This window comes from Methylobacterium sp. Leaf466 (assembly GCF_001425565.1).
In the GTDB taxonomy this organism is placed as follows: domain Bacteria; phylum Pseudomonadota; class Alphaproteobacteria; order Rhizobiales; family Beijerinckiaceae; genus Methylobacterium.
In genome coordinates, this window is sequence record NZ_LMRC01000001.1 from 86,156 (window position 1) to 105,086 (window position 18,931).

At 70.0% G+C, this 18,931-nt stretch carries 18 protein-coding genes; 3 read left to right on the forward strand and 15 right to left on the reverse strand.

Features of this window, described 5'->3' with window-relative positions; genetic code table 11:
• Positions 1-21 precede the first annotated feature (21 nt).
• The 4 genes from ASG59_RS00335 to ASG59_RS00350 all read right to left on the reverse strand — a co-directional run bounded on the left by ASG59_RS00335 (position 22) and on the right by ASG59_RS00350 (position 5,219).
• Positions 22-1,281, reverse strand: coding sequence for an ATP-binding protein (locus ASG59_RS00335; protein ID WP_056406675.1), 1,260 nt, complete (start codon positions 1,279-1,281; stop codon positions 22-24).
• An 85-nt stretch (positions 1,282-1,366) separates the two neighbouring features.
• Positions 1,367-2,407, reverse strand: a complete 1,041-nt coding sequence (locus tag ASG59_RS00340; RefSeq protein WP_082528553.1) for a lysylphosphatidylglycerol synthase domain-containing protein — start codon at positions 2,405-2,407, stop codon at positions 1,367-1,369.
• 193 nt (positions 2,408-2,600) lie between these two features.
• The gene (eat, locus tag ASG59_RS00345; protein ID WP_055883667.1) at positions 2,601-3,971 is read right to left on the reverse strand and encodes an ethanolamine permease; all 1,371 of its coding nucleotides are present in this window, start codon (positions 3,969-3,971) and stop codon (positions 2,601-2,603) included.
• A 72-nt stretch (positions 3,972-4,043) separates the two neighbouring features.
• Complete coding sequence (locus ASG59_RS00350; protein ID WP_056406341.1) at positions 4,044-5,219, reverse strand: ceramide glucosyltransferase; 1,176 nt, start codon at positions 5,217-5,219, stop codon at positions 4,044-4,046.
• Positions 5,220-5,343: 124 nt separating this feature from the next.
• On the opposite strand from ASG59_RS00350, the gene ASG59_RS00355 reads away from it, so the two are divergent.
• Both ASG59_RS00355 and ASG59_RS00360 read left to right on the forward strand, forming a co-directional pair.
• Positions 5,344-6,288 (forward strand): NAD(P)-binding protein, encoded by a 945-nt coding sequence (locus ASG59_RS00355; RefSeq protein ID WP_244475581.1) that lies wholly within the window; start codon positions 5,344-5,346, stop codon positions 6,286-6,288.
• Positions 6,288-7,187, forward strand: a complete 900-nt coding sequence (locus tag ASG59_RS00360) for a histone deacetylase (protein WP_056406344.1) — start codon at positions 6,288-6,290, stop codon at positions 7,185-7,187. Before ASG59_RS00355 ends, ASG59_RS00360 begins: the two co-directional genes overlap by 1 nt.
• A gap of 24 nt (positions 7,188-7,211) precedes the next feature.
• On the opposite strand, the gene ASG59_RS00365 is transcribed toward ASG59_RS00360, so the two are convergent.
• From ASG59_RS00365 to ASG59_RS00415, 11 genes are all read right to left on the reverse strand, one after another.
• Positions 7,212-7,415, reverse strand: a complete 204-nt coding sequence (locus ASG59_RS00365) for a hypothetical protein (protein ID WP_056406346.1) — start codon at positions 7,413-7,415, stop codon at positions 7,212-7,214.
• Between the two features lie 82 nt (positions 7,416-7,497).
• Positions 7,498-8,517: a formate dehydrogenase subunit gamma gene (locus tag ASG59_RS00370; RefSeq protein WP_056406348.1), complete on the reverse strand. Its 1,020-nt coding sequence runs from the start codon at positions 8,515-8,517 to the stop codon at positions 7,498-7,500.
• Positions 8,518-8,563: 46 nt separating this feature from the next.
• Positions 8,564-9,160, reverse strand: a complete 597-nt coding sequence (fdh3B, locus tag ASG59_RS00375; RefSeq protein ID WP_055883683.1) for a formate dehydrogenase FDH3 subunit beta — start codon at positions 9,158-9,160, stop codon at positions 8,564-8,566.
• A gap of 12 nt (positions 9,161-9,172) precedes the next feature.
• Complete coding sequence (locus tag ASG59_RS00380; protein WP_056406350.1) at positions 9,173-12,106, reverse strand: formate dehydrogenase subunit alpha; 2,934 nt, start codon at positions 12,104-12,106, stop codon at positions 9,173-9,175.
• Positions 12,107-12,114: 8 nt separating this feature from the next.
• On the reverse strand, positions 12,115-12,336 hold the full coding sequence (locus tag ASG59_RS00385; RefSeq protein WP_055883688.1) for a hypothetical protein: 222 nt from the start codon (positions 12,334-12,336) through the stop codon (positions 12,115-12,117).
• A 44-nt stretch (positions 12,337-12,380) separates the two neighbouring features.
• Positions 12,381-13,049 (reverse strand): molecular chaperone TorD family protein, encoded by a 669-nt coding sequence (locus tag ASG59_RS00390; protein ID WP_082523980.1) that lies wholly within the window; start codon positions 13,047-13,049, stop codon positions 12,381-12,383.
• A gap of 97 nt (positions 13,050-13,146) precedes the next feature.
• The gene (locus tag ASG59_RS00395; RefSeq protein WP_056406352.1) at positions 13,147-13,872 is read right to left on the reverse strand and encodes a DUF3306 domain-containing protein; all 726 of its coding nucleotides are present in this window, start codon (positions 13,870-13,872) and stop codon (positions 13,147-13,149) included.
• Complete coding sequence (locus ASG59_RS00400; RefSeq protein WP_156387633.1) at positions 13,872-14,411, reverse strand: DUF3305 domain-containing protein; 540 nt, start codon at positions 14,409-14,411, stop codon at positions 13,872-13,874. The genes ASG59_RS00395 and ASG59_RS00400 overlap by 1 nt, the downstream gene beginning before the upstream one ends.
• Complete coding sequence (locus ASG59_RS00405; RefSeq protein ID WP_056406355.1) at positions 14,408-15,418, reverse strand: DUF6352 family protein; 1,011 nt, start codon at positions 15,416-15,418, stop codon at positions 14,408-14,410. Before ASG59_RS00405 ends, ASG59_RS00400 begins: the two co-directional genes overlap by 4 nt.
• Positions 15,415-15,978 (reverse strand): DUF6505 family protein, encoded by a 564-nt coding sequence (locus ASG59_RS00410; protein WP_056406357.1) that lies wholly within the window; start codon positions 15,976-15,978, stop codon positions 15,415-15,417. Before ASG59_RS00410 ends, ASG59_RS00405 begins: the two co-directional genes overlap by 4 nt.
• On the reverse strand, positions 15,975-16,715 hold the full coding sequence (locus ASG59_RS00415) for a biotin/lipoate--protein ligase family protein (RefSeq protein WP_056406358.1): 741 nt from the start codon (positions 16,713-16,715) through the stop codon (positions 15,975-15,977). Before ASG59_RS00415 ends, ASG59_RS00410 begins: the two co-directional genes overlap by 4 nt.
• A 172-nt stretch (positions 16,716-16,887) precedes the next feature.
• Here ASG59_RS00415 and ASG59_RS00420 point away from each other — a divergent pair, with 172 nt between their 5' ends.
• Positions 16,888-18,930, forward strand: coding sequence for a 4Fe-4S binding protein (locus tag ASG59_RS00420; protein WP_056406360.1), 2,043 nt, complete (start codon positions 16,888-16,890; stop codon positions 18,928-18,930).
• The last annotated feature ends 1 nt before the right edge of the window (position 18,931 follow it).

An 18,931-nucleotide genomic window follows, 5' to 3' on the forward strand; every position in this document is an offset into this window, starting at 1 on the left:
GCCGCGCCGGTGCGGATACCGTCAATGCAGGGTCTCGCTGCCATGCTCGGGCAGCAGGGCGCGCACGCTCGTGCCCTTGCCCGGCGCACTCTCGATGACGAGCCGCCCGCGGTGGCGGTTGACGATGTGCTTGACGATGGCGAGCCCCAGTCCGGTCCCACCCTGGGCGCGGCTCGAGGCGACGTCGACCCGGTAGAACCGTTCGGTGAGGCGCGGGATGTGTTCCGGCGCGATGCCCGGCCCTTCGTCCCGCACCTCCAGGACGATCCGCGGCTTCCTCGGGTTGGCCGGCGTCTCGCGGCCGAGCGCGATGGTGACGGTTCCGCCGCCACCGTATTTCACGGCGTTCTCCACGAGGTTCTCGACGACCCTCAGGAGTTCGTCGCGGTCCCCGAGGATGGGATAGGGCGCATCGGGCGCCGAGACGGCCAGCGCGACGCCGCGGTCGCGGGCGAGCGGCCCCTGCGTGTCGACCATCTGGCGCACGATCTGGCCGAGGTCGACGTCCTGGGTCGGGGCGACGTGCTCGCGCAGCTCGATCCGCGACAGGGAGAGCAGGTCGTCGATCAACCGCGTCATCCGCAGTGCCTGCGTCTTCATGATGCCGAGAAACCGCTCCCGAGCCGGCGCATCGGCACGCGCCGGCCCCTGCAGGGTCTCGATGAAACCCAGCAGGGAGGCGAGCGGCGTGCGCAGTTCGTGGCTGGCGTTGGCGACGAAATCCACGCGCATCGCCTCCAGGCGTCGCGCCGAGGTGAGGTCGCGCAGGAACAGCACCACGTTGGGCTGCCCCCCCATCGGCCCGTCCGGCATCGGCAGGGCGCCGATCTGGACTTCGAAGGCCCGTTCCGTCGGCACGCGGGTGGCGTAGAGGGTCTTGAGCGGCTGGCCAGTGCGCAGCACCTCCTCGATTCCGTCGAGGATCTCGGGCGCCCGCAGGGCGAAGGAGAGCGGGTGGCGCAGCTTGAGGGTCGGCAGCAGGGCGCGGGCGGCGGGGTTGACCTCGATCACCACCGAACGGCGATCGACCAGGATGACCGAATCGGGGATGTTCGCAAGCAGGGCCTCGGCGATCGAATGCCGCTCGGCGGCGGTGGACTCGGGCGGCGCGACCACGGGGGATCGCCGCAGTCCTCCGATGAGGCCGCCCACTGCGACGGCGAGCACCGCAGCGGCGACGTACCCGGCGTCGAGGCTTCCCCTCGTCCAACCGGCGCCGGTCAGAACCGCGACGGCGACACCGGCACCGGTCCAGGCGGATCTGCGGGCGCCACGGGCCATGGCTCGGTCCTCCTTCAGCAGGCCTTCGTCGAGACATCCGTGGGCCTGGTCGCCGGACCCGCGCGAGGCCGCGGCGACGGCCCCGTCAGGCGGCGGCCCGCGCGCGCCGGGCGCGGCGCAGGAACTCGTAGGCCCCAAGCGCCGCCAGGGCGATGGCGAAGGGAACGAGGTAGTAGCAGACCCGGAACAGCAGCAGCGCGCCCAGCACCTGGTCGCGCGGCAGGCTCGACAGGGCGATGAGAATCGTCGCCTCGAACACGCCGAGGCCCCCGGGGGCGTTGGAAGCGATGCCCAGCATCGCAGCGAGCACGTAGATCGCCAGGAAGGTGGTGAAGCCGAAGTTCAGGTCCGCCGGCAGCAGGACGTACAGGGTGGCCGCCGCCGCGCAGACGTCGCCGATGCCGACGATCATCTGGCTGAGCGACACCGACGCCCCCGGAAGCTCGAGGCGCCAGCCCTTCACCTTGACGCTGCGCCGCTTGAACGAGACCCAGGCGAGATAGCTCACCACGGCGACGAGGGCGGCCAGCCCGACCGCCTGGTTGATCCGGATGCTGGTCAGCGTGAGGGCCGCCAGCTGCCCGGCCTCGACGATCAGGCTGAGGCCGAGCACCACGCCCATCCCGAGCCAGAAGGTGAAGCCGGCGATCACCGTGAGGGCCGCGATCTTGGCCGGGCTGAGACCGCGCTCTGAGTAGATCCAGTAGCGGATCGTCCCCGCGGTCAGGAGGGGGAAACCGAGGGTGAAGCTGACGGCGTAGCTCGTGAAGGAGGCGAGCGCGGTGGTGCGGTAGGGCACCTTCAGCTGGAGCTGGCGCAGTGCCAACGCGTCGTAGCAGGTCAAAAACAGGTAGCTGATCGCCACGAACAGGAAGGCGAGGCCGAGTTGCCCCGGCGTCGCGGCCGTGAAGGCGGCATGGAGTTCCGCCCAGGTGACGGTCTGGGCGAGTTTCCAGACGACGAAGATCGAGGCTGCGAAGATCCCGATGCTGGCGGCGGTTCCGAGCCACGCATAGCGGCCTCCGAAATGGCTGCGCGGGTTGGCCGGGGCGGCAGGGTCCGCGACGACCGGCGTTTCCACCGTCTTAGCGTCGGCAAGCGCTTTCTGCTGTCCCGCAAAGTTCATATCGTCGGCGTCCGCCTCCGCCGGGGCGCCACGCCATCTCCCCGAGGGGCGGACGAGGTCGGTCCCGAGCTTTTGCCGGACCGCGGCCCGTTCGCCCGCATTTAGGGGGTTTGCCGTCGGATGGCCAGGGTGGGCGACTTCGTCGCGACGTCGAATGCCACTAGCGGATGCGTCGATGTCGCATCCGGCCCGGTCAGATCGCCGGGTCGAATGCCGGCGCGGACACCGTGCTCCTTCCCAGGACGCGGGAGGCGATCACCGCCACCGCCATGGTCGCGGCGAAGATCGCGAAGATCACCGGATTGAACACGACGAGGGCGACGAAGCAGACGCCCGCCATGGCGAGCGCGAAGGCGGGTGCGGCCGGATAGAACGGCGCGCGATAGGGACGGGCGAGGGTCGGCTCGGAGCGGCGCAGCTTGAACAGGCTCGCCATGCTCATCCCGTACATCACGAGCGCCCCGAACACCGCCATGGTGACGATGCTGGCGGTGAGCGACTGGCCGGCGATGACGACGAGGTTGTCGCTGTAGATCGCCGCGATGCCGATGGCGCCCCCGACCAGGGTGGCGATATGGGGCGTCTGGAAGCGCGGATGCACGGTGGCCAGCACCCGCGGCAGGTACCCGGCGCGCGCGAGCGCGAAGATCTGGCGCGAGTAGCCCATGATGATGCCGTGGAAGGAAGCCACGAGGCCGAACAGGCCGAGCCAGACCAGCATGTGCAGCCAGCCGCTCGATTCGCCCACCACGCCCTTCATCGCCTGGGGAAGCGGGTCGTTGAGGTTGCTCAGGGCCTTCCAGTCGCCCGCCCCGCCGGCGAAGATCATCACCCCGAAGGCGAGCACGGTCAGGGTCAGCACCCCGGTGATGTAGGCGATGGGGATGGTGCGCTTGGGGTCCTTGGCCTCCTCGGCGGCCATGGCGACGCCTTCGATGGCGAGGAAGAACCAGATGGCGAAGGGGATCGCCGCCAGCATGCCGCCGATGGCCGGCCATCCGAACGTGCTGCTGCCGGCCCAACCGTCCACCGCGAAGTTCGACCAGGTGAAGGCGGGGGCGACGACGCCCATGAACACGAGGAGTTCGCCCACCGCCAGGATGGTCACGAACAGTTCGAAGGTCGCCGCGATCTGAACGCCGACGATGTTGAGGGTCATGAACAGGAGGTAGGCGCCGAGCGCCGCGTGCTTCGGGTCGAGACCGGGAAACTGAACGTTCAGATAGGCGCCGATGGCCAGCGCGATGGCGGGCGGCGCGAATACGAACTCGATCAGCGTCGCAAAGCCTGCGATGCAGCCGCCGGTGGGGCCGAAGGCGCGGTAGCTGTAGGCGAACGGGCCGCCCGCCTGCGGGATCGCGGTGGTGAGTTCGGTGAAGCTGAAGATGAACGCAACGTACATCGCCGCGATGACGGTGGTGGTGACGAGGAAGCCGAGGGTGCCGGCACTGGCCCAGCCGTAGCTCCAGCCGAAATACTCGCCGGAGATGACGAGGCCGACGGCGATGCCCCAAAGGTGAAAGGCGTTGAGGCTCTTGTCGAGGCCGGGTCCCGCGCTTGCCATTCCGTCACCCTCAATCGACCGGATCCGGTCTGCCTGAAGGTCTCGCAAGATCGCTGCCGGATCAATGGGGCGTCAGGCGGCGCTTTCGCCCGCGCGCAGGCGGCCCGGCTCCTTGGCGCGGATGTCCATGGTGTTGCCGCGCCAGACGATGGCGCTCTGCATCCAGGCGCTGGCCCAGATCGCCGGGAATACCGCATCGCGCACGAGGAAGGCGAGGATCGTCCGCGGCCGGCGATACCAGCCCGCACGGGCGGCGAGGGCGTACTCGCCGGCATACCAGGCCGCCGCCATGCCGAGGACCGCACCGGCCACCTCGGGCGTCGGCACGATGGCGACGGCGAGGGTGAACGGCAGCAGCGGCCCGGTGCCGATCTCCGGGGCGAAGAACAGCGGGAAGGTGACACGCCGCAGCCGCGCCCAGCGCTGCTGGCGCGACCAGATCTCCCCAAAGGACCGCCGCCCGAGGGGCTGCTCGAACGGCGAGGCGACGAGGTGGACCCGCTTTCCGGCCGCGCGCACGAGCTTGGTCGCCGCGGCGTCCTCGGCGATCTCGGCCGCCAGTGCCCGGATGCCGCCGTTGGCCTCCAGGAACGGCTTGTTCCACAGCATGCTCTTGCCCTGGGCGAAGCCGAGGCCGACGCTCTCGCCGGCATATTGCCAGCGCGCCTGCAGGGTGTTGAGGAAGGCGCATTCGAGCTCGGCGCAGAATCCGTGCGGCCGCGCCCCCACCGGGGTCGAGCAGACGAGGCCGGTGTCCTCCCGCCAGGAGGCCTGGAGCCGCTGCAGGTAGTCCGGCGGCATCAGCACGTTGGAATCGGCCAGCACCACCCACTCGTGCCGGGCCGCCTCCCAGCCGCGCACGCAGTTGTTGAGCTTGGGGTTGTCGCTCACCCGCTCGTCGCCGACGATGAGCCGGGACGGTACCCGCGGATGGGCCGCCATCAGGCGATGCAGCAGCGGCACGATCGGATCGTCGGCATCGGCGACGCAGAAGATCAGCTCGTAATCGGGATAGTCGAGCTTGAACCCGCGCGTCAGCATCTCCTCGCTGAAGGCCTCGATCCCGCAGACGGGCCGCACCAGGGAAACCGGCGCTCCGACCGGGAAGGTCGAACGCCCGTCGGATCGGCCGAGGCGCCGGGCCGCCATCGCCAGGCTGACGAGGTTGACGAGGGTGAGCAGCGCACACAGCGACAGGGCGACGACCATGCCGATCTCGACCTCGCCGGCCTCGACACTGCCCGTCATCGCCGTCTCCTCATCCGGCAGGGATCGCCGGTGAGGCGCCGTACCACTGGCGAGGGGGCCTAACAGCCGGCCTGTTTCAACCGTATGACAAAGGCCGCGGCGGCGGTCGGAGGCGGGGATGGGAATGCGCGTGGCGGTCCTGGGGGCCGGGATCTCCGGCGCGGCTGCGGCGCGGGCCCTGACCCGGGCCGGCTTCACCGTCGTCGTCCTCGACAAGGGCCGAGGGGTCGGGGGACGGATGGCGACCCGGCGGGTGGCGGACAGCGACCTCTCGTTCGATCACGGCGCCCAGTTCCTGCGCGCCCGCGGTCCGGCTTTCCGGGCGCAGGTGGCGGACTGGCTGGCGCGCGGTGTCGTCGCCCCCTGGGGCGGGCACGACCGCTACGTCGGGACCCACACCATGACGGCGCCGGTGCGCGACCTCCTTGTCGGTCTCGACGTCCGCACCGGAGTCACGGTGACGTCGTTGGTTCGCGAACCCGCGGGCTGGCGCGTGTCGGTCGCCGAAGGCGCCGTCGCGGAAACCTTCTCGGCCGTGGCGATCGGATTTCCATCCGTCCAGACGACGCGCCTCATCGACGCCAGCGGTCTCACCCTCACCGGGCCGGAGTCGGCGGCCTACGCGCCGTGCTGGTCCCTGATGGTCGCCCTCGACGGCCCGGCACCGTTTCCCGAGGCCGATCGCCGTTTTGCCGAGGGTGCCATCGCCGCCATCGTCCGCGAGGAGTCGCGCCCCGGGCGGGCGGCGGGTACGCGCCTCCTGGTCCATGCCGGTCCCGAGTGGTCGCGCCGGCACCTGGAGGAGACCCGAGAGTCCGTCACCGGGCGGCTGCTCGACGCGCTGGCCGAGCGCCTCGGCAGGCCGCTCACGCCCACCTTTGCGAGCGCCCATCGCTGGCGCTACGCCCTCGTGGAGACCGCGATCGGCCAGGACTGCCTCTACGACCCCGCGCTGCGCCTCGGCGCTTGCGGCGACTGGTGCCTCGGGCCGCGCATCGAGGCTGCCTTCGACAGCGGATCGGCGTTGGCCGCGCGCATCGTCGCGGACCTGACGGACCCGGCGGCCTGATGCCGCCTCCCATCGTGTTCCATCCCGCCTACGAGACGGTCCTGCCGCCCGGTCACCGTTTTCCGATGCGCAAGTACGGACGCCTCGCCGAGGTGCTGACCGCGAAGGGCCTCGTCCCGAACGGATTCGTCCGCCCGGAACCGGCCGGCCCCGACCTCCTCGCGCTGGCCCACGAGCGAGCCTATGTCGAGGCCGCCCTCGGCCTTCGCCTGCCTCCGGCCGTCGAACGGGAGATCGGATTGCCGGTGGATGCCGGCGTCGTCGCCCGTGCCTGCGCGTCGGCGGGGGGAACGCTCGCCGCCGCGCGGCTCGCGCTTGCGGGCGGGCTCGCCGGCAGCGCCGCCGGCGGCAGCCATCACGCCCGCCGCGAAAGCGGGGCAGGCTTCTGCGTGTTCAACGACGTGGCGGTGGCGGCCCGCGCCCTCCAGGCGGACGGATCGATCGCGCGGGCGTTGGTCGTGGACCTCGACGTGCACCAGGGCGACGGCACGGCCGACTGCCTCGGCCGCTCGCCGGACCTGTTCACCCTCTCCGTGCACGGGGAGAAGAACTACCCGACCCGCAAGATTCCCGGCGACCGCGATATCGGACTCCCGGACGGCATCGACGATGCCGGCTACCTGTCGGTCCTGGCGGGCTGCTTGCCGGACCTCCTCGACCGGCTCGCCCCCGACCTCGTGTTCTACAACGCAGGCGTCGATCCGCACCGGGACGACCGCCTCGGTCGTCTCTCGCTCAGCGATGAGGGACTGGCCCGCCGCGACGGTTATGTCGTTCAAGAGGTTCGGCGGCGCCGTATCCCGCTCGTCGCCGTCATCGGCGGCGGCTACACCACCGACATCGATGCCCTGGCCGGACGCCACGCCCTCGTGTTCGAGGCGATGGCCGCGGCATCGTGACGGACGCGCCCGGCGCTGCTCGGATCAGGCGCCGTGGGGCTTGTGACCCGACGGCAATGGGGTGTCGCCGGACCACTGGGGACCGACGAGGTTCGTACCGGGATGCGAGACGCGCGCACCGGAGGTGGAGTACGCCTGGTAGGCGAGCACCCGGTTGCTATCCATGACGTAGGCGGCCGCCAGGCCCAAACCGATCGCGGCGATCACGGCCACGGCAAACGCTTTCATGTCACCCTCTCTCACCGAACCGGGCCGGGGCCGGGCTCGCATAGCCTGCTCGCGGCCGGGGCGGAACGCCCCGGCACGCCGTCTATTCGGCGGGGACCGGACGCACCGGCCGGCGCGTACCGTGGTCGACCTTGCCAATTTCCTTCTCGACCCAGAGGTCGTGGTGCGACCGGGCCCAGCCGAGATCGACCTTGCCGCTGCCCATCGCATCGTAGGCGCCCTCCATGCCGACGCTGCCGATGTAGATGTGGGCCAGGATGCCGGCGATGAAGACGACGCCGATCAGCGAGTGGACCACCTGCATCACCTGCATGCCGGTGATGTCCGTGAGCGCGAAGGGGAAGATCATCATCAGGCCGGTCACGCTCATCGCCGTGCCGAAGCCCACCACCATCCAGAACACCATCTTCTGGCCGGCATTGAACCGTTCGGCGTGGGGATGGTCGTTACCGATGAGGCCGCCGCCGGCCTTGATCCAGTGCCAGTCGATCCGGTTGGGGATGTTGTCCTTCAGCCAGACCACGAACATCAGCGCGATGCCTAGCATGAAAGGCCAGGCGAGATAGATGTGCGCGTATTTCGCGTATTGCGACACCACCGCGAAGGCGTCCGGCCCGATCACCGGGGCGAGCAAACGCTTGCCGAAGATGTAGTTCAGGCCCGACAGGGACAGGATGATGAAGCAGCTCGACGTCATCCAGTGCGTCACCCGCTCGAAGGTGCCGAAGCGCAGGATCTTCTTGCCGGAATCGGGGCCCCGCTCGAGCTTGATCCGGCCTCGCCAGAGGTAGAAGCCGGCGAGAAGGGCGATGGCCCCGAGCACGGCGAGCCCGCCGATCCAGGGCAGCCAGCTCTCGCGGAACGCACGGTAGTCTCGACCCTGGGGCTGGATCAGGCTCGCGGCCTTGCCGTCTGGGATCGTGACGCGGCCGACGATCTTGGGGTCCTGCTTGAACAGGAACTCCTCGTTGACCGAATCCGCCGTCGGGTTCTGCCCGGTCGGGTTGAGGCCGTCCTTCGTCTGCTGCGCCATCGCCGGCGCGGACGCGGCGAGGGCTGCAGCCACGACGATCGTCCTGAAAAGCGTCAATCCCCGCCGCATCGGCGTTCCCCTCTCGACAGTTGGCCCGCTCGGGCTCGTTTCGCGATCAGATCGCCACGGTCTCGCGGTAGGCGGTCTTCCAGCCCCAGGCACCCGAGCCGTAGCCGCGCTTGATCACCCGCTCCTTGTAGATCTGGGCGATCATCTCGCCATCGCCGGCAAGCAGGGCCTTGGTCGAGCACATCTCGGCGCAGAGCGGCAGCTTGCCTTCGGCAAGCCGGTTGGAGCCGTACTTCTCGTATTCGATCGTCGAGAAATCCGCTTCCGGGCCGCCGGCGCAATAGGTGCACTTGTCCATCTTGCCGCGCGAACCGAAGTTGCCGACCCGCGGATACTGCGGCGCGCCGAACGGGCAGGCGTAGAAGCAATACCCGCAGCCGATGCACAGGTCCTTGGAGTGCAACACCACGGCATCGGCCGTGGTGTAGAAGCAGTTCACCGGGCAGACGGCGGCGCAGGGTGCGTCGGTGCAATGCATGCACGCCATCGAGACCGAGCGTTCGCCCGGCTTGCCGTCGTTCAGGGTGACGACGCGGCGACGGTTGATGCCCCAGGGCACCTCGTGCTCGTTCTTGCAGGCCGTGACGCAGGCGTTGCACTCGATGCAGCGGTCCGCATCACACAGGAATTTCATGCGAGCCATAGTGGTCTCTCCTCACGCGGCCCGGATCTGACACAGGGTACACTTCGTTTCCTGCATGCCCGTCACAGGATCGTAGCCATAGGTCGTGCCGTTGTTCGAGCTCTCGCCGAGCACGACCGGATCGGTCCCGGTGGGGTAGAACCGGCGCATGTCCTCGCCCTGGTACCACCCGGAGAAGTGGAACGGCATGAAGGCCACGCCCTTGCCGACGCGGTCGGTCACCAGGGCCTTCATCTTCGACTTGACACCGTTTTCGGGCCCCGTGACCCAGACGAACTGACCGTCCTTGATCCCGCGATCGGCGGCATCGGTGGTGTTCACCTCGACGAACATGTCCTGCTGCAGTTCGGCCAGCCACGGGTTCGACCGGGTTTCCTCGCCGCCGCCCTCGTATTCCACGAGGCGCCCGGAGGTGAGGATGATCGGGAAGTCCTTGGCGATGTTCTTGTCCACCGCCGCCTTCTGCACCGAGAAGCCGATGTTGGGCATGCGCAGCTGGCGCTCGTCGGGACGGGTCGGGTACTTCGCCACGAGGTCGGGACGCGGCGTGTAGATTGGCTCGCGGTGGACGGGCACCGGGTCGGGCAGGTTCCAGGCGTTCGCCCGTGCCTTGCCGTTTCCGTAGGGCGTCACGCCGTGGTCGAGGCAGACCCGCTGGATGCCGCCCGAGAGATCGGTGGCCCAGCTCACGGCATCGATGTTGGCACCACCCGTCTTGGTGATGCTCGCCATCTCCGCCGCCGTCAGGTCCTTGTCCCAGCCGAGCTTCTTGAACACGGCCATGGTGAACTCGGGGTAGCCGTCCGTCAGGTCGGAGCCCTTCGCGAACGAATCCTCGGCCAGCAGGGTCTGGCCGTTGCGCTCCACGCCGAAGCGTGCGCGGAACGTGCCGCCGCCTTCCTTGATGTGGAGGTTGGTGTTGTAGAGGATGTGCGTGCCCGGGTGCTTGAGCTCGGGCTTGCCCCAGCACGGCCAGGGCAGGCCGTAGTAGTCGCCGCCGACCTCCGGGTCGTCCTTGGGCGCACGCAGGGTGACGAGATCGAACTTGTGCTGGTTGCGCATGTGCGCCTTCAGCCGCTCGGGGCTCTGGCCGCAATAGCCCGTCGACCATCCGCCGCGGTTGATCTCGCGCAGGATGTCCTCGGCGACCGGAGCGTCGTTCTCGACCTTGATGTTCTTGAACATCCTGTCGGCGAAACCGAGCTTCTTCGACAGGAGGTAGATCACCTCGTAGTCGCTCTTCGACTCGAAGGCGGGCTTCACGATCTGCTCGCCCCACTGGATCGAGCGGTTCGAGGCGGTGCGGCTGCCGTCCATCTCCAGGGAGGTGCAGATCGGCAGCAGGTATGTGTTCTCCTTGCGGGCGTTCAGGGCCGCGAAGGTGGTGGGGTGCGGATCGGCCACGACCAGGAGGTCGAGCTTGGTCAGGCCCTCGATCGCCTCGGGCAGGCGGGTGACGGTGTTGCCGCCGTGGCCGAACACCATCATCGCCTTGATGGTGCTGCGCTGGTCGATCTGCTCTTCGGGCAGGTTGACGCCGTCGAACCACCGTGTCGAGGTCATGCCCGGCGTTTCCATGCTGTCCTTGCGGGTCTTTGCCTTGCGGCCGCCCTTGGCGGGGACTTCATCGAAACGGGACTGCAGCCAGTCGTATTCCACGTCCCACACGCGGGCCCAGTGCTTCCAGGCGCCCTCGACGAGGCCGTAGTAGAGCGGCAGGGTCGTGACATCGAGGCCGAGATCGGTGGCGCCCTGCACGTTGGTATGGCCGCGGAAGATGTTCGCGCCGGTCCCCGGCTTGCCGATGTTGCCGGTGGCCAGGCACAGGATGCACAGCGCCCGCACGTTGGCGGTGCCAACCGTGTGCTGGGTGGCGCCCATGCACCAGATCAGCGTCGAGGGCTTCTCGGTGGCGAACATCTTGGCGACGCGCTTGAGCTGCTCGCCGGGCACGCCGGAGACCCGCTCGACCTCGTCGGGCGTCCATTTGGCGACCTCCTTGCGGACGTCCTCCATGGCGTAGACGCGCTGGCGGATGAATTCCTTGTCCTCCCAGCCGTTCTCGAACACGTGCCAGAGGATACCCCAGACCACCGGGATGTCGGTGCCCGAGCGGATGCGCACGTAGTCGGTGGCGTGCGCGGCCGTGCGGGTGAAGCGCGGATCGATGACGATCATGTTGGCGCGGTTGATCTCCTTGCCCGACAGCACGTGCTGCATGGAGATCGGGTGCGCCTCGGCCGGGTTGCCGCCGAGGATGATCATGGTCTTGGCGTTGCGGATGTCGTTGTAGGAATTGGTCTGGGCGCCGTAGCCCCAGGTGTTGGCGACGCCCGCCACCGTGGTCGAGTGGCAGATGCGGGCCTGGTGGTCGACCGAGTTGGTGCCGGCGAAGGCGCCGAGCTTGCGGAAGATGTAGGCCGCCTCGTTGGTGAACTTGGCCGAGCCGAGCCAGTAGACGGAATCCGATCCGTGGGTCTCGCGCAAGGCGGTGACCTTGTCGCCGATCTCGTCGATCGCCTGCTGCCAGGAGATGCGGGTCCACTCGCCGTTGACGATCTTCATCGGGAACTTGAGTCGGCGGTCGCTCGACACAAGTTCGCGAAGGGCCGCGCCCTTGGCGCAATGGGTGCCGCGGTTGATCGGGCTGGCATAGGACGGCTCCTGGCCGACCCAGACGCCGTTGACCACCTCGGCCGTCACCGTGCAGCCCACCGAGCAGTGGGTGCAGATGTTCTTCTTGATCGCCACCTCGGGGCCGCTCACCGACGAGCCGGCGGCCTGTGCCTTGCGCACGGCGCCGAGCTGGAGCGAGCCGGCCGCGGCGAGGCCGCCGGCGACGAGGCCGGAGCGGCGCAGGAAGGTGCGGCGATCGACGGCGGCGGGGGCGGCGGAGAGTTCGGGTCGTGCGCGGCCCTGGCCGCCGGTCTTGCGCTTAATCAGCATGGCGCCCTCTACTTCTTCAATGTCTCGTAGCCGTTGGTCCGGTAGAAGGCCTTGACCTCGTCGCTCTCGCGATAGCGGGCCTTGGTCTCCTCCGTCCCCGGGTCGTAGGCCTGGGCGGGCGTGGCCATCATCGGCTGGCCGACGGCCGCTGCGGCGACCGCGACGGAGCCACCGCCGAGGGCCCGGAAGAACTGGCGGCGCCCGAGCGCGCCCTTGCGGTCTTCGTCCATGTCCGTCGCTCCAAAATCCATCCGGTCGGGCACGCGTGACGGGGTCACGACGCGCCGTCGAGGCCGAAGGCCTCCGCTTCGATGTCGATGTAGGTGGCGCCGAGGGTGCCCACGGCGCGGTAGAAACGCGACGCCTGCGCCTGCGCGACGTCGCGGAAGAAGCGGGCCGCCCACGGTTCGACGTGGCGGGCGAAGAAGTCCCGGTCCGCACCGGCCTCGTCACCGAGCCGTCCGCCGCACAGGCCCGCCATGATCTCCATCACGATGGCGATGTGGTCCTCGGGCTCGCTCATGCCCCCGGTCGGCTCGACGCCGAGGCGACGGAGATCCTCGCGCAGGCGGGCGAGCGGCCGCTCGTTCAGGAACCCGGTGAGGTAGTAGGACGCGAAGGGGACGAGTTCCCCGCGCCCGACGCCGACGAAGAGATCGAAGTACTCGCGCTGAACGGCCCTGAGGTCGGCCTCTCCCGCCGCCTTGGCGAGATCCGTCACCGCACGCCCGAGGGGCGTCGCGTCGCCCCGCAGGCCGGCGAGCGCCGAGAGCAGGTCGGGAGACGGAGAGCGCCCGAGCAGCACGGCGAGGAGGTCGTACTGATCGGCGCGGGACCGATCGATCTCGTCGATCACCGGGCTCACGTCGCCGATGACGCCGAACGCGGCATCACGGCCGGCGACGTCGCCCACCCTGTCCTGCACCGTGTCACCCGAACGCATGTCCGTCCCCGCGCCTCGGCCGTACCCGCCGATGCCGCCCTTGTATGCAGGCCATCTTAATGCCGTTTGAGACGCCCGCAATCTAGTTTTTAATGGATCAAATCGGCAAAGCGCCGCCATGGCGCCGCAGCCGGGCCTGGGACGGGCCTTTTTCCAGCTCGGGCTCCCGCTGCGAGGCGAGCTCGGGCCCCGGACGCTCCGGCTCCATCGCGGGCGGCGGCGCGGGAGGCGCGATCGCCGCCGGCGTCGTTTGCACGGGCGCGTCCGCATCCACCGGCGATACCGCGTCTGCGTCGGCGTCGTTCGGGAGAGCCTCGACTTCGGCCTCGGCCTCCACCTCGACGCGGGGCTTAGCCCCTGCGAAGATCTGCCGGACCATCCCGGCAATGTCGTCGGTCGGCAGCATCGGCCCGGTGCCCGGCACCGCGCCGGGGATGTGCCAGTCGAAGGCGTATTCGCGCGCCTCGCCGAGGTAGTCGCGGATGCCGGGATCGAGGGACCACATCCGGCGCATCGCCGCGTTGCGCAGGACCTGCGGCACCCCGGCCTTGAGGAACGGCGCGAGGTCGGAGTCGGCGGTCAGCGAATCGAGGGACGGCAGCGCGGCGACGGCGTCTTCGTCGATGCCGGCCATGTCGCCCATGTCACCAATGCCGGCATGGGCCTCGTCATCGGCAGATGCCGCGGCAAGCGGTTCGTCTCCCGGCCCGGGCGGCGCCTCGCGCTCCGACGAGTCGGGCGTCGGGAGCTCGGGCGGCGCCTCCTCGCGCACGATCTCACGCTTGCGGCGGGACCAGCGCGACAGGAAATCGTCCCCGGCCATCAGGTGTCTCCCTTGCGACGGCGCCCGGTGTCCTGGCGGGCCAGGGCCTCCGGGTCGGCGCGGTCGCGCTTGCGCTTGTGGAACACCCGCTCGACGTGGAAGGCCTCGAAGAACTGTGCGAGCTTGGCTTGGATCTCGGCCGGCATCGGCACGGCCTCGACCACTTCGCCGATACCCTCGGCCATGGATTCTCCCTCGTAGGGGTCGGCCGTGACGGCCGCGACCTCGTAGGAATCCTCTGCGACCTGCCGCAGCGCCACCCACAGCGACGGGCGACCGGAAACGAGGTTGTCCCGGTAGTGCGAGGTCTCGCTCGGGTGCAGGGCGACCTCGTAGGCGCCGGCATAGAAGGTCTCCTCCTCCTCGCTCACCGCCAGCCGGGTCCAGGGGGCGGTGGCGGGGATCGCCGGCAGGGCGGCCACGGGGAGCCAGGCATGGCTCGCCCAGATGCCCTTCAGCTTGCGCCGGACCACGATGATGCCGACCGCGAAGCGGTGTTCGGGCGAACCGGCGGATACCGGCGAAGCGGTCTCCATCATAGGACCTCGGCGGGTTGGATGAGGGGCAGGCCGGCGACGAGGTTCTGCGGCTTGAGGGTCAACCGCCCGTCGCCGCCCATCGCTAGGATCAGGTAGACCGGCCGGTCGCCGACCTGGGGGTCGACCCGGGCGGCGTCCTCGAAGACGAGGCTGAACAGGGCGAGCACCCGGCGGCCGGTCTCGGCGTCGAGGGCCTGCCCGTTCCACAGGGCGTTGCCGATCCGGGTGGCCTCGGCGTCGAGGCCGACGAACCAGCGCCAGTCGGCATCCTCCATCGTCGGAATCGGCGATACCGTTACGCCCGCATGGAGGAGATGGCCGATCCAGGCCTCGATGGCGCGGGCGAGGCCGTCGCGGCTCCGAGGGTTGGTGCCGAGATCGAGCGCCATGGTGAAGGCGTCCGACCGGCTCCAGTAGGTCCAGGCGTTGTCGTCGACCATGACGTCGAGCTCGTTCGCCGGCTCCTTGCCGAGCATCGCCACCAGCGGCGAGGCGGCGTTGGTGCTCTCGCGCGCCTCGATCACCTCGGCATCGGCCAGGAGAACCCGGCCCTCGTGCAGCGAGACCTTCTGCGGCCGGAAGAACAGCTCGGCCGCCCTCAGGACGTAGGGGTCCTCGCAGCCGTCGAGGGCGTTGCGAAGGATGAGGTGGACGAGCTGATTGAGGAAGATCGGCGGCGTGCCGCGCAGGCCGTTGCGCACGAGATCGAGGTAGGCGGCCTCCACGGAGCGCGCCGCCAGGAGCCGGTCACGGAAGGCGAGCATCATCTCCCAGTTCTCGCGGGCGTCGGCATCGGCCATCGCGGCCACCGCCCGGGGAGGAACCGCGAGACGCGGCGCTTCCATCAGCCTGGCGTGAAGGTCGCGCTCGGCCTCGCAGGCCTCTTCCGGCGGCAGGAGTTCGGGACGCGCGAGATAGGCGAGCAGCAGTTCGTCGGTGACGGCGAGCCCGCCGCCCTCCGTCCGTCCGGCCAGGTGATGGCCGCTGGAGACCCAGAACTCGGTCATCGTGCAGGATTCTCCATCAGCCCGATCAGGTCGGCGACCTCCTCGGGCTCGTCGTCGGTCTCGACGAAGGTGAACGCACGGGCGTGCGCGTGCATTCGGTCGGCACCGGGCAGGCCCGGCGGCCGGGCGTTGAGGGTGCGGAACCGCTCGCGGATCCCACCGTCCTCGCTGGTGCGATGCAGGGCGAGCACCGTACCGACGGCGGGCGCGCACAGGGAGGCGGCGGTCTCGATCTCCTCGCGGGCCGCCGCCTCGGCGGTCGCGAGGTCGGGGGCACCGAGGGTGTCGTGGATGTGCCGCGCCAGCGCCGAGACCGCCGCGTCGCGCTCGCCCTCCGTGGCCTCGGACACCACGACCAGGGTCGAGAACCCCAGCGACGCGACGCCGACGAAGCCGGAGCGGAAGGCCGCCCGCGCCTTCGGTGCCAGCGTCTCGGGGGCGACGTCGAAGAACAGGAACGAGCCGGTGACCGCCCATTCGCCGGGTTCGGCCGGACGCTCGAAGACGAAGGTGTCGGAGGGGTCGAGCCGCAGGGTGCGCGGCAGCTTGAGGCCGCTCACAGGCGCACCCGGCCCGTCGCCGGATCGAGCCAGGCCGGCACCGCCAGAGCGGGCATCAGTGGCCGGATCGTTCCGTCCGACAGGTCGCCGGTCTCGGTCAGCGCGAGTCGCACGTCACCCTCGCCCGCCGGCAGATGGGCGAGGTAGCGACGCCCCACCGCATCGAACCCGTCCTCGGCCCAGACCTCGAAGGTCTTCATGAGGTTGCGCGCAAAGCCCTCCACCAGGCTCTCCTGGTCGTCGTGGCCGAACCCCTGCTCGTCCAGGGAGGTCGAGGTCGGGGTCAGGCCCGGGTCGCCGGCATAGGCCTTGGACACGATCAGCATGCCGGAGACCACCAGCCAATCGGGCACCTCGTCCTCGCCGCAGCGCGGCGGCCAGGCGAGGCGGCCACCGCCGATGCGGGCGCCGTCGAACAGCAGTGTGTCGGGCCAGGCGATCTCCACGGGCATCTCGGGCGGCGCATGGGCGCCCACCGCCGCCGCCAGGGCGACCATGCCGGCAAGGAACGCCCTGCGGGCCGTGCGCAGGGGCTCCTCCGGCACCAGCACCACGGCGATGTCGAAGGTCTCGGCCGGGCCGGCCCAGACCAGCGGTGCGGCCCCGTCTGGCATGTCGGCGGCAATGCGGCAGGCATGGGCGAATGCGCCGTCGGAATCGAACGGCAGCACCACCGGCGAAAACGCCGGCGGGAGCGCGAGCCGGCGCCCCCTCTGCGTGTCGGGAGGGATCGTCATGTCGTGCCCGTCATCGGTCCGGCGCCCTCGATATCCCTGCGCCAACGGGCCGGGTCCCTTCTTTCGAACGGTTCGAGTATAAGGCGCCGATACGGGAACGCGAAGGGCCGCCGCCCGCGCCCCTTCGGCATCCCCCTCGACCCGTTGTCCTCGCCGCCGAAAGCCTGTCCCCGTGTCCGACCGCGTCGTGTTCGCCTGTTCCTGCGAGGGTACCGTCCCCCTCGATGCCGCCGCCATCGCTCCGGCCTGCGGCGGGCGCCTCGAGACGGCGACCGAGCTCTGCGGCCGCGAGATCGAGCGGCTGGTGGCCAGCCTCGAGTCGGGCGCCGAGGTAACGGTCTCCTGCAGCATGCAGGCGCCGCTCTTTTCCGAACACGCGGCCGAGATCGGGGCCGAGGATCGCCTGACCTGCATCGACATCCGCGAGAGCGCCGGCTGGTCCTCGCAAGGGGCCGCCGCCGGCCCCAAGATCGCCGCGCTCCTGGCCTCGGCCGCCGAGGTCGCCGCCGCGCCGCAGATCCTCACCATGGAGAGCCAGGGCGTCGTCCTGGTCTACGGCTGCGACGAGGTCGCAGTGGAGGCCGGGCGAAGGCTCGCGGACCACCTCGACGTCACGGTGCTGCTGAGCCGGCCCGGCGACGTCGCCCCGCCGCGGCGCAACGACTTTCCCGTCCTGAAGGGCACCATCGCCGGCGCCTCGGGACACCTCGGGGCGTTCTCGCTGCGGATCGACGACTACGCCGTCCCCTCCCCCGCCTCGCGTGGCTCGCTGCTGTTCGGCGAGGCGCGCAACGGGGCGACCTCGACCTGCGATCTCGTCCTCGATCTCACCGGCGGAACGCCGCTGTTCCCGGCCCACGACCTCAGGAGCGGCTACGTCCGCGCCGACCCGCGCGATCCCACCGCCGTGGAGGCGGCCCTGTTCGCGGTCTCGCACCTCGTCGGCACCTTCGAGAAAAGCCGGTTCATCGATTTCCATGCCGATCTGTGCGCGCATTCGCGCTCGCGCATCACCGGCTGCACCCGCTGCCTCGACGTGTGCCCGACCGGTGCCATCGCGCCGGCCGGCGAGCACGTGGCGATCGACCCCCATGTCTGCGCCGGCTGCGGCTCCTGCGCCTCGGTCTGTCCCACGGGGGCCGCCGCCTACACCCTTCCCGCCGCCGACGCCCTGATGCGCCGGTTGCGCACCCTGATGCGGGCCTACCACGCGGCCGGCGGCCGCGACGGCGTGGTGCTGTTCCACGACGACGAGCACGGTACGCCGCTGATCCAGGCGCTGGCTCGCTACGGCGACGGCCTGCCGGCGAACGTGCTGCCGGTCGCCGTCAACGAACTGACCCAGATCGGCCCCGAGGCGGTGGCGGCGCTGTTCGCCTACGGCGCCGTCGGCGTCCGGCTGCTGGTGCGTGCCAAGCCCCGGCACGATATCGAGACGGTCCACCGCCTCGCCGCGCTCACCGATACCGTCGTCCGGGCGCTCGGCTACGGCCCGGCGGGCGGCGGCACCGTGGTCGGCCTCATAGAGACGGACGATCCCGACGCCTTGTCGGCGGCGCTCGCGGCGATGCCGCTGGGAACGGCGGCACCCTCGCCCGCCGCCTTCATGCCGGTCGGCCCGAAACGCGACGTCCTTCGGTTCGCGTTCCGCGAATTGCACGTGGCCGCCCCCGCTCCGGTCGCGGTGGTGCCGCTGGCGGCGGACGCGCCGTTCGGTGGCCTCGACATCGATGTCGAGGGCTGCACGCTGTGCCTGTCCTGTGTGAGCGCGTGCCCCACCCATGCGCTGGGCGATAGCCAGGACCGGCCGCTGCTGGCCTTCGACGAGAGCCTGTGCGTGCAATGCGGCCTGTGCGCCGCGACCTGCCCGGAGCGGGTCATCACGCTCAAGCCGCAGATCGATTTCGAGGCCTGGGCGGCGCCACGCCGCGTGGTGAAGGAGGAGGAGCCGTTCGACTGCGTCGCCTGCGGCAAGCCGTTCGGCACCCGCAGCACGATCGAGCGCGTCATGGCCAAACTCAAGGATCGCCACTGGATGTTCGCCGGCAGTGCGGGCGAGGAGCGCCTGCGCACGCTGATGATGTGCGACATCTGCCGGATCGAGGTCGCCACCAACACCGGCTTCGACCCGCATGCGGCGCCCGAGCGCCCCCGGCCCCGCACGAGCGAGGATTATCTGCGCGAGCGGGCCGAGCGCGGCGATCCCCTCGCCTGAT

Coding starts and splice junctions, on each gene's coding strand:
- ASG59_RS00335 (WP_056406675.1), bottom strand. CDS start 1,281: ATGGCCCGTGGCGCCCGCAGATCCGCCTGGACCGGTGCCGGTGTCGCC.
- ASG59_RS00340 (WP_082528553.1), bottom strand. CDS start 2,407: ATGAACTTTGCGGGACAGCAGAAAGCGCTTGCCGACGCTAAGACGGTG.
- eat (WP_055883667.1), bottom strand. CDS start 3,971: ATGGCAAGCGCGGGACCCGGCCTCGACAAGAGCCTCAACGCCTTTCAC.
- ASG59_RS00350 (WP_056406341.1), bottom strand. CDS start 5,219: ATGACGGGCAGTGTCGAGGCCGGCGAGGTCGAGATCGGCATGGTCGTC.
- ASG59_RS00355 (WP_244475581.1), top strand. CDS start 5,344: ATGCGCGTGGCGGTCCTGGGGGCCGGGATCTCCGGCGCGGCTGCGGCG.
- ASG59_RS00360 (WP_056406344.1), top strand. CDS start 6,288: ATGCCGCCTCCCATCGTGTTCCATCCCGCCTACGAGACGGTCCTGCCG.
- ASG59_RS00365 (WP_056406346.1), bottom strand. CDS start 7,415: ATGAAAGCGTTTGCCGTGGCCGTGATCGCCGCGATCGGTTTGGGCCTG.
- ASG59_RS00370 (WP_056406348.1), bottom strand. CDS start 8,517: ATGCGGCGGGGATTGACGCTTTTCAGGACGATCGTCGTGGCTGCAGCC.
- fdh3B (WP_055883683.1), bottom strand. CDS start 9,160: ATGGCTCGCATGAAATTCCTGTGTGATGCGGACCGCTGCATCGAGTGC.
- ASG59_RS00380 (WP_056406350.1), bottom strand. CDS start 12,106: ATGCTGATTAAGCGCAAGACCGGCGGCCAGGGCCGCGCACGACCCGAA.
- ASG59_RS00385 (WP_055883688.1), bottom strand. CDS start 12,336: ATGGACGAAGACCGCAAGGGCGCGCTCGGGCGCCGCCAGTTCTTCCGG.
- ASG59_RS00390 (WP_082523980.1), bottom strand. CDS start 13,049: ATGCGTTCGGGTGACACGGTGCAGGACAGGGTGGGCGACGTCGCCGGC.
- ASG59_RS00395 (WP_056406352.1), bottom strand. CDS start 13,872: ATGGCCGGGGACGATTTCCTGTCGCGCTGGTCCCGCCGCAAGCGTGAG.
- ASG59_RS00400 (WP_156387633.1), bottom strand. CDS start 14,411: ATGATGGAGACCGCTTCGCCGGTATCCGCCGGTTCGCCCGAACACCGC.
- ASG59_RS00405 (WP_056406355.1), bottom strand. CDS start 15,418: ATGACCGAGTTCTGGGTCTCCAGCGGCCATCACCTGGCCGGACGGACG.
- ASG59_RS00415 (WP_056406358.1), bottom strand. CDS start 16,715: ATGACGATCCCTCCCGACACGCAGAGGGGGCGCCGGCTCGCGCTCCCG.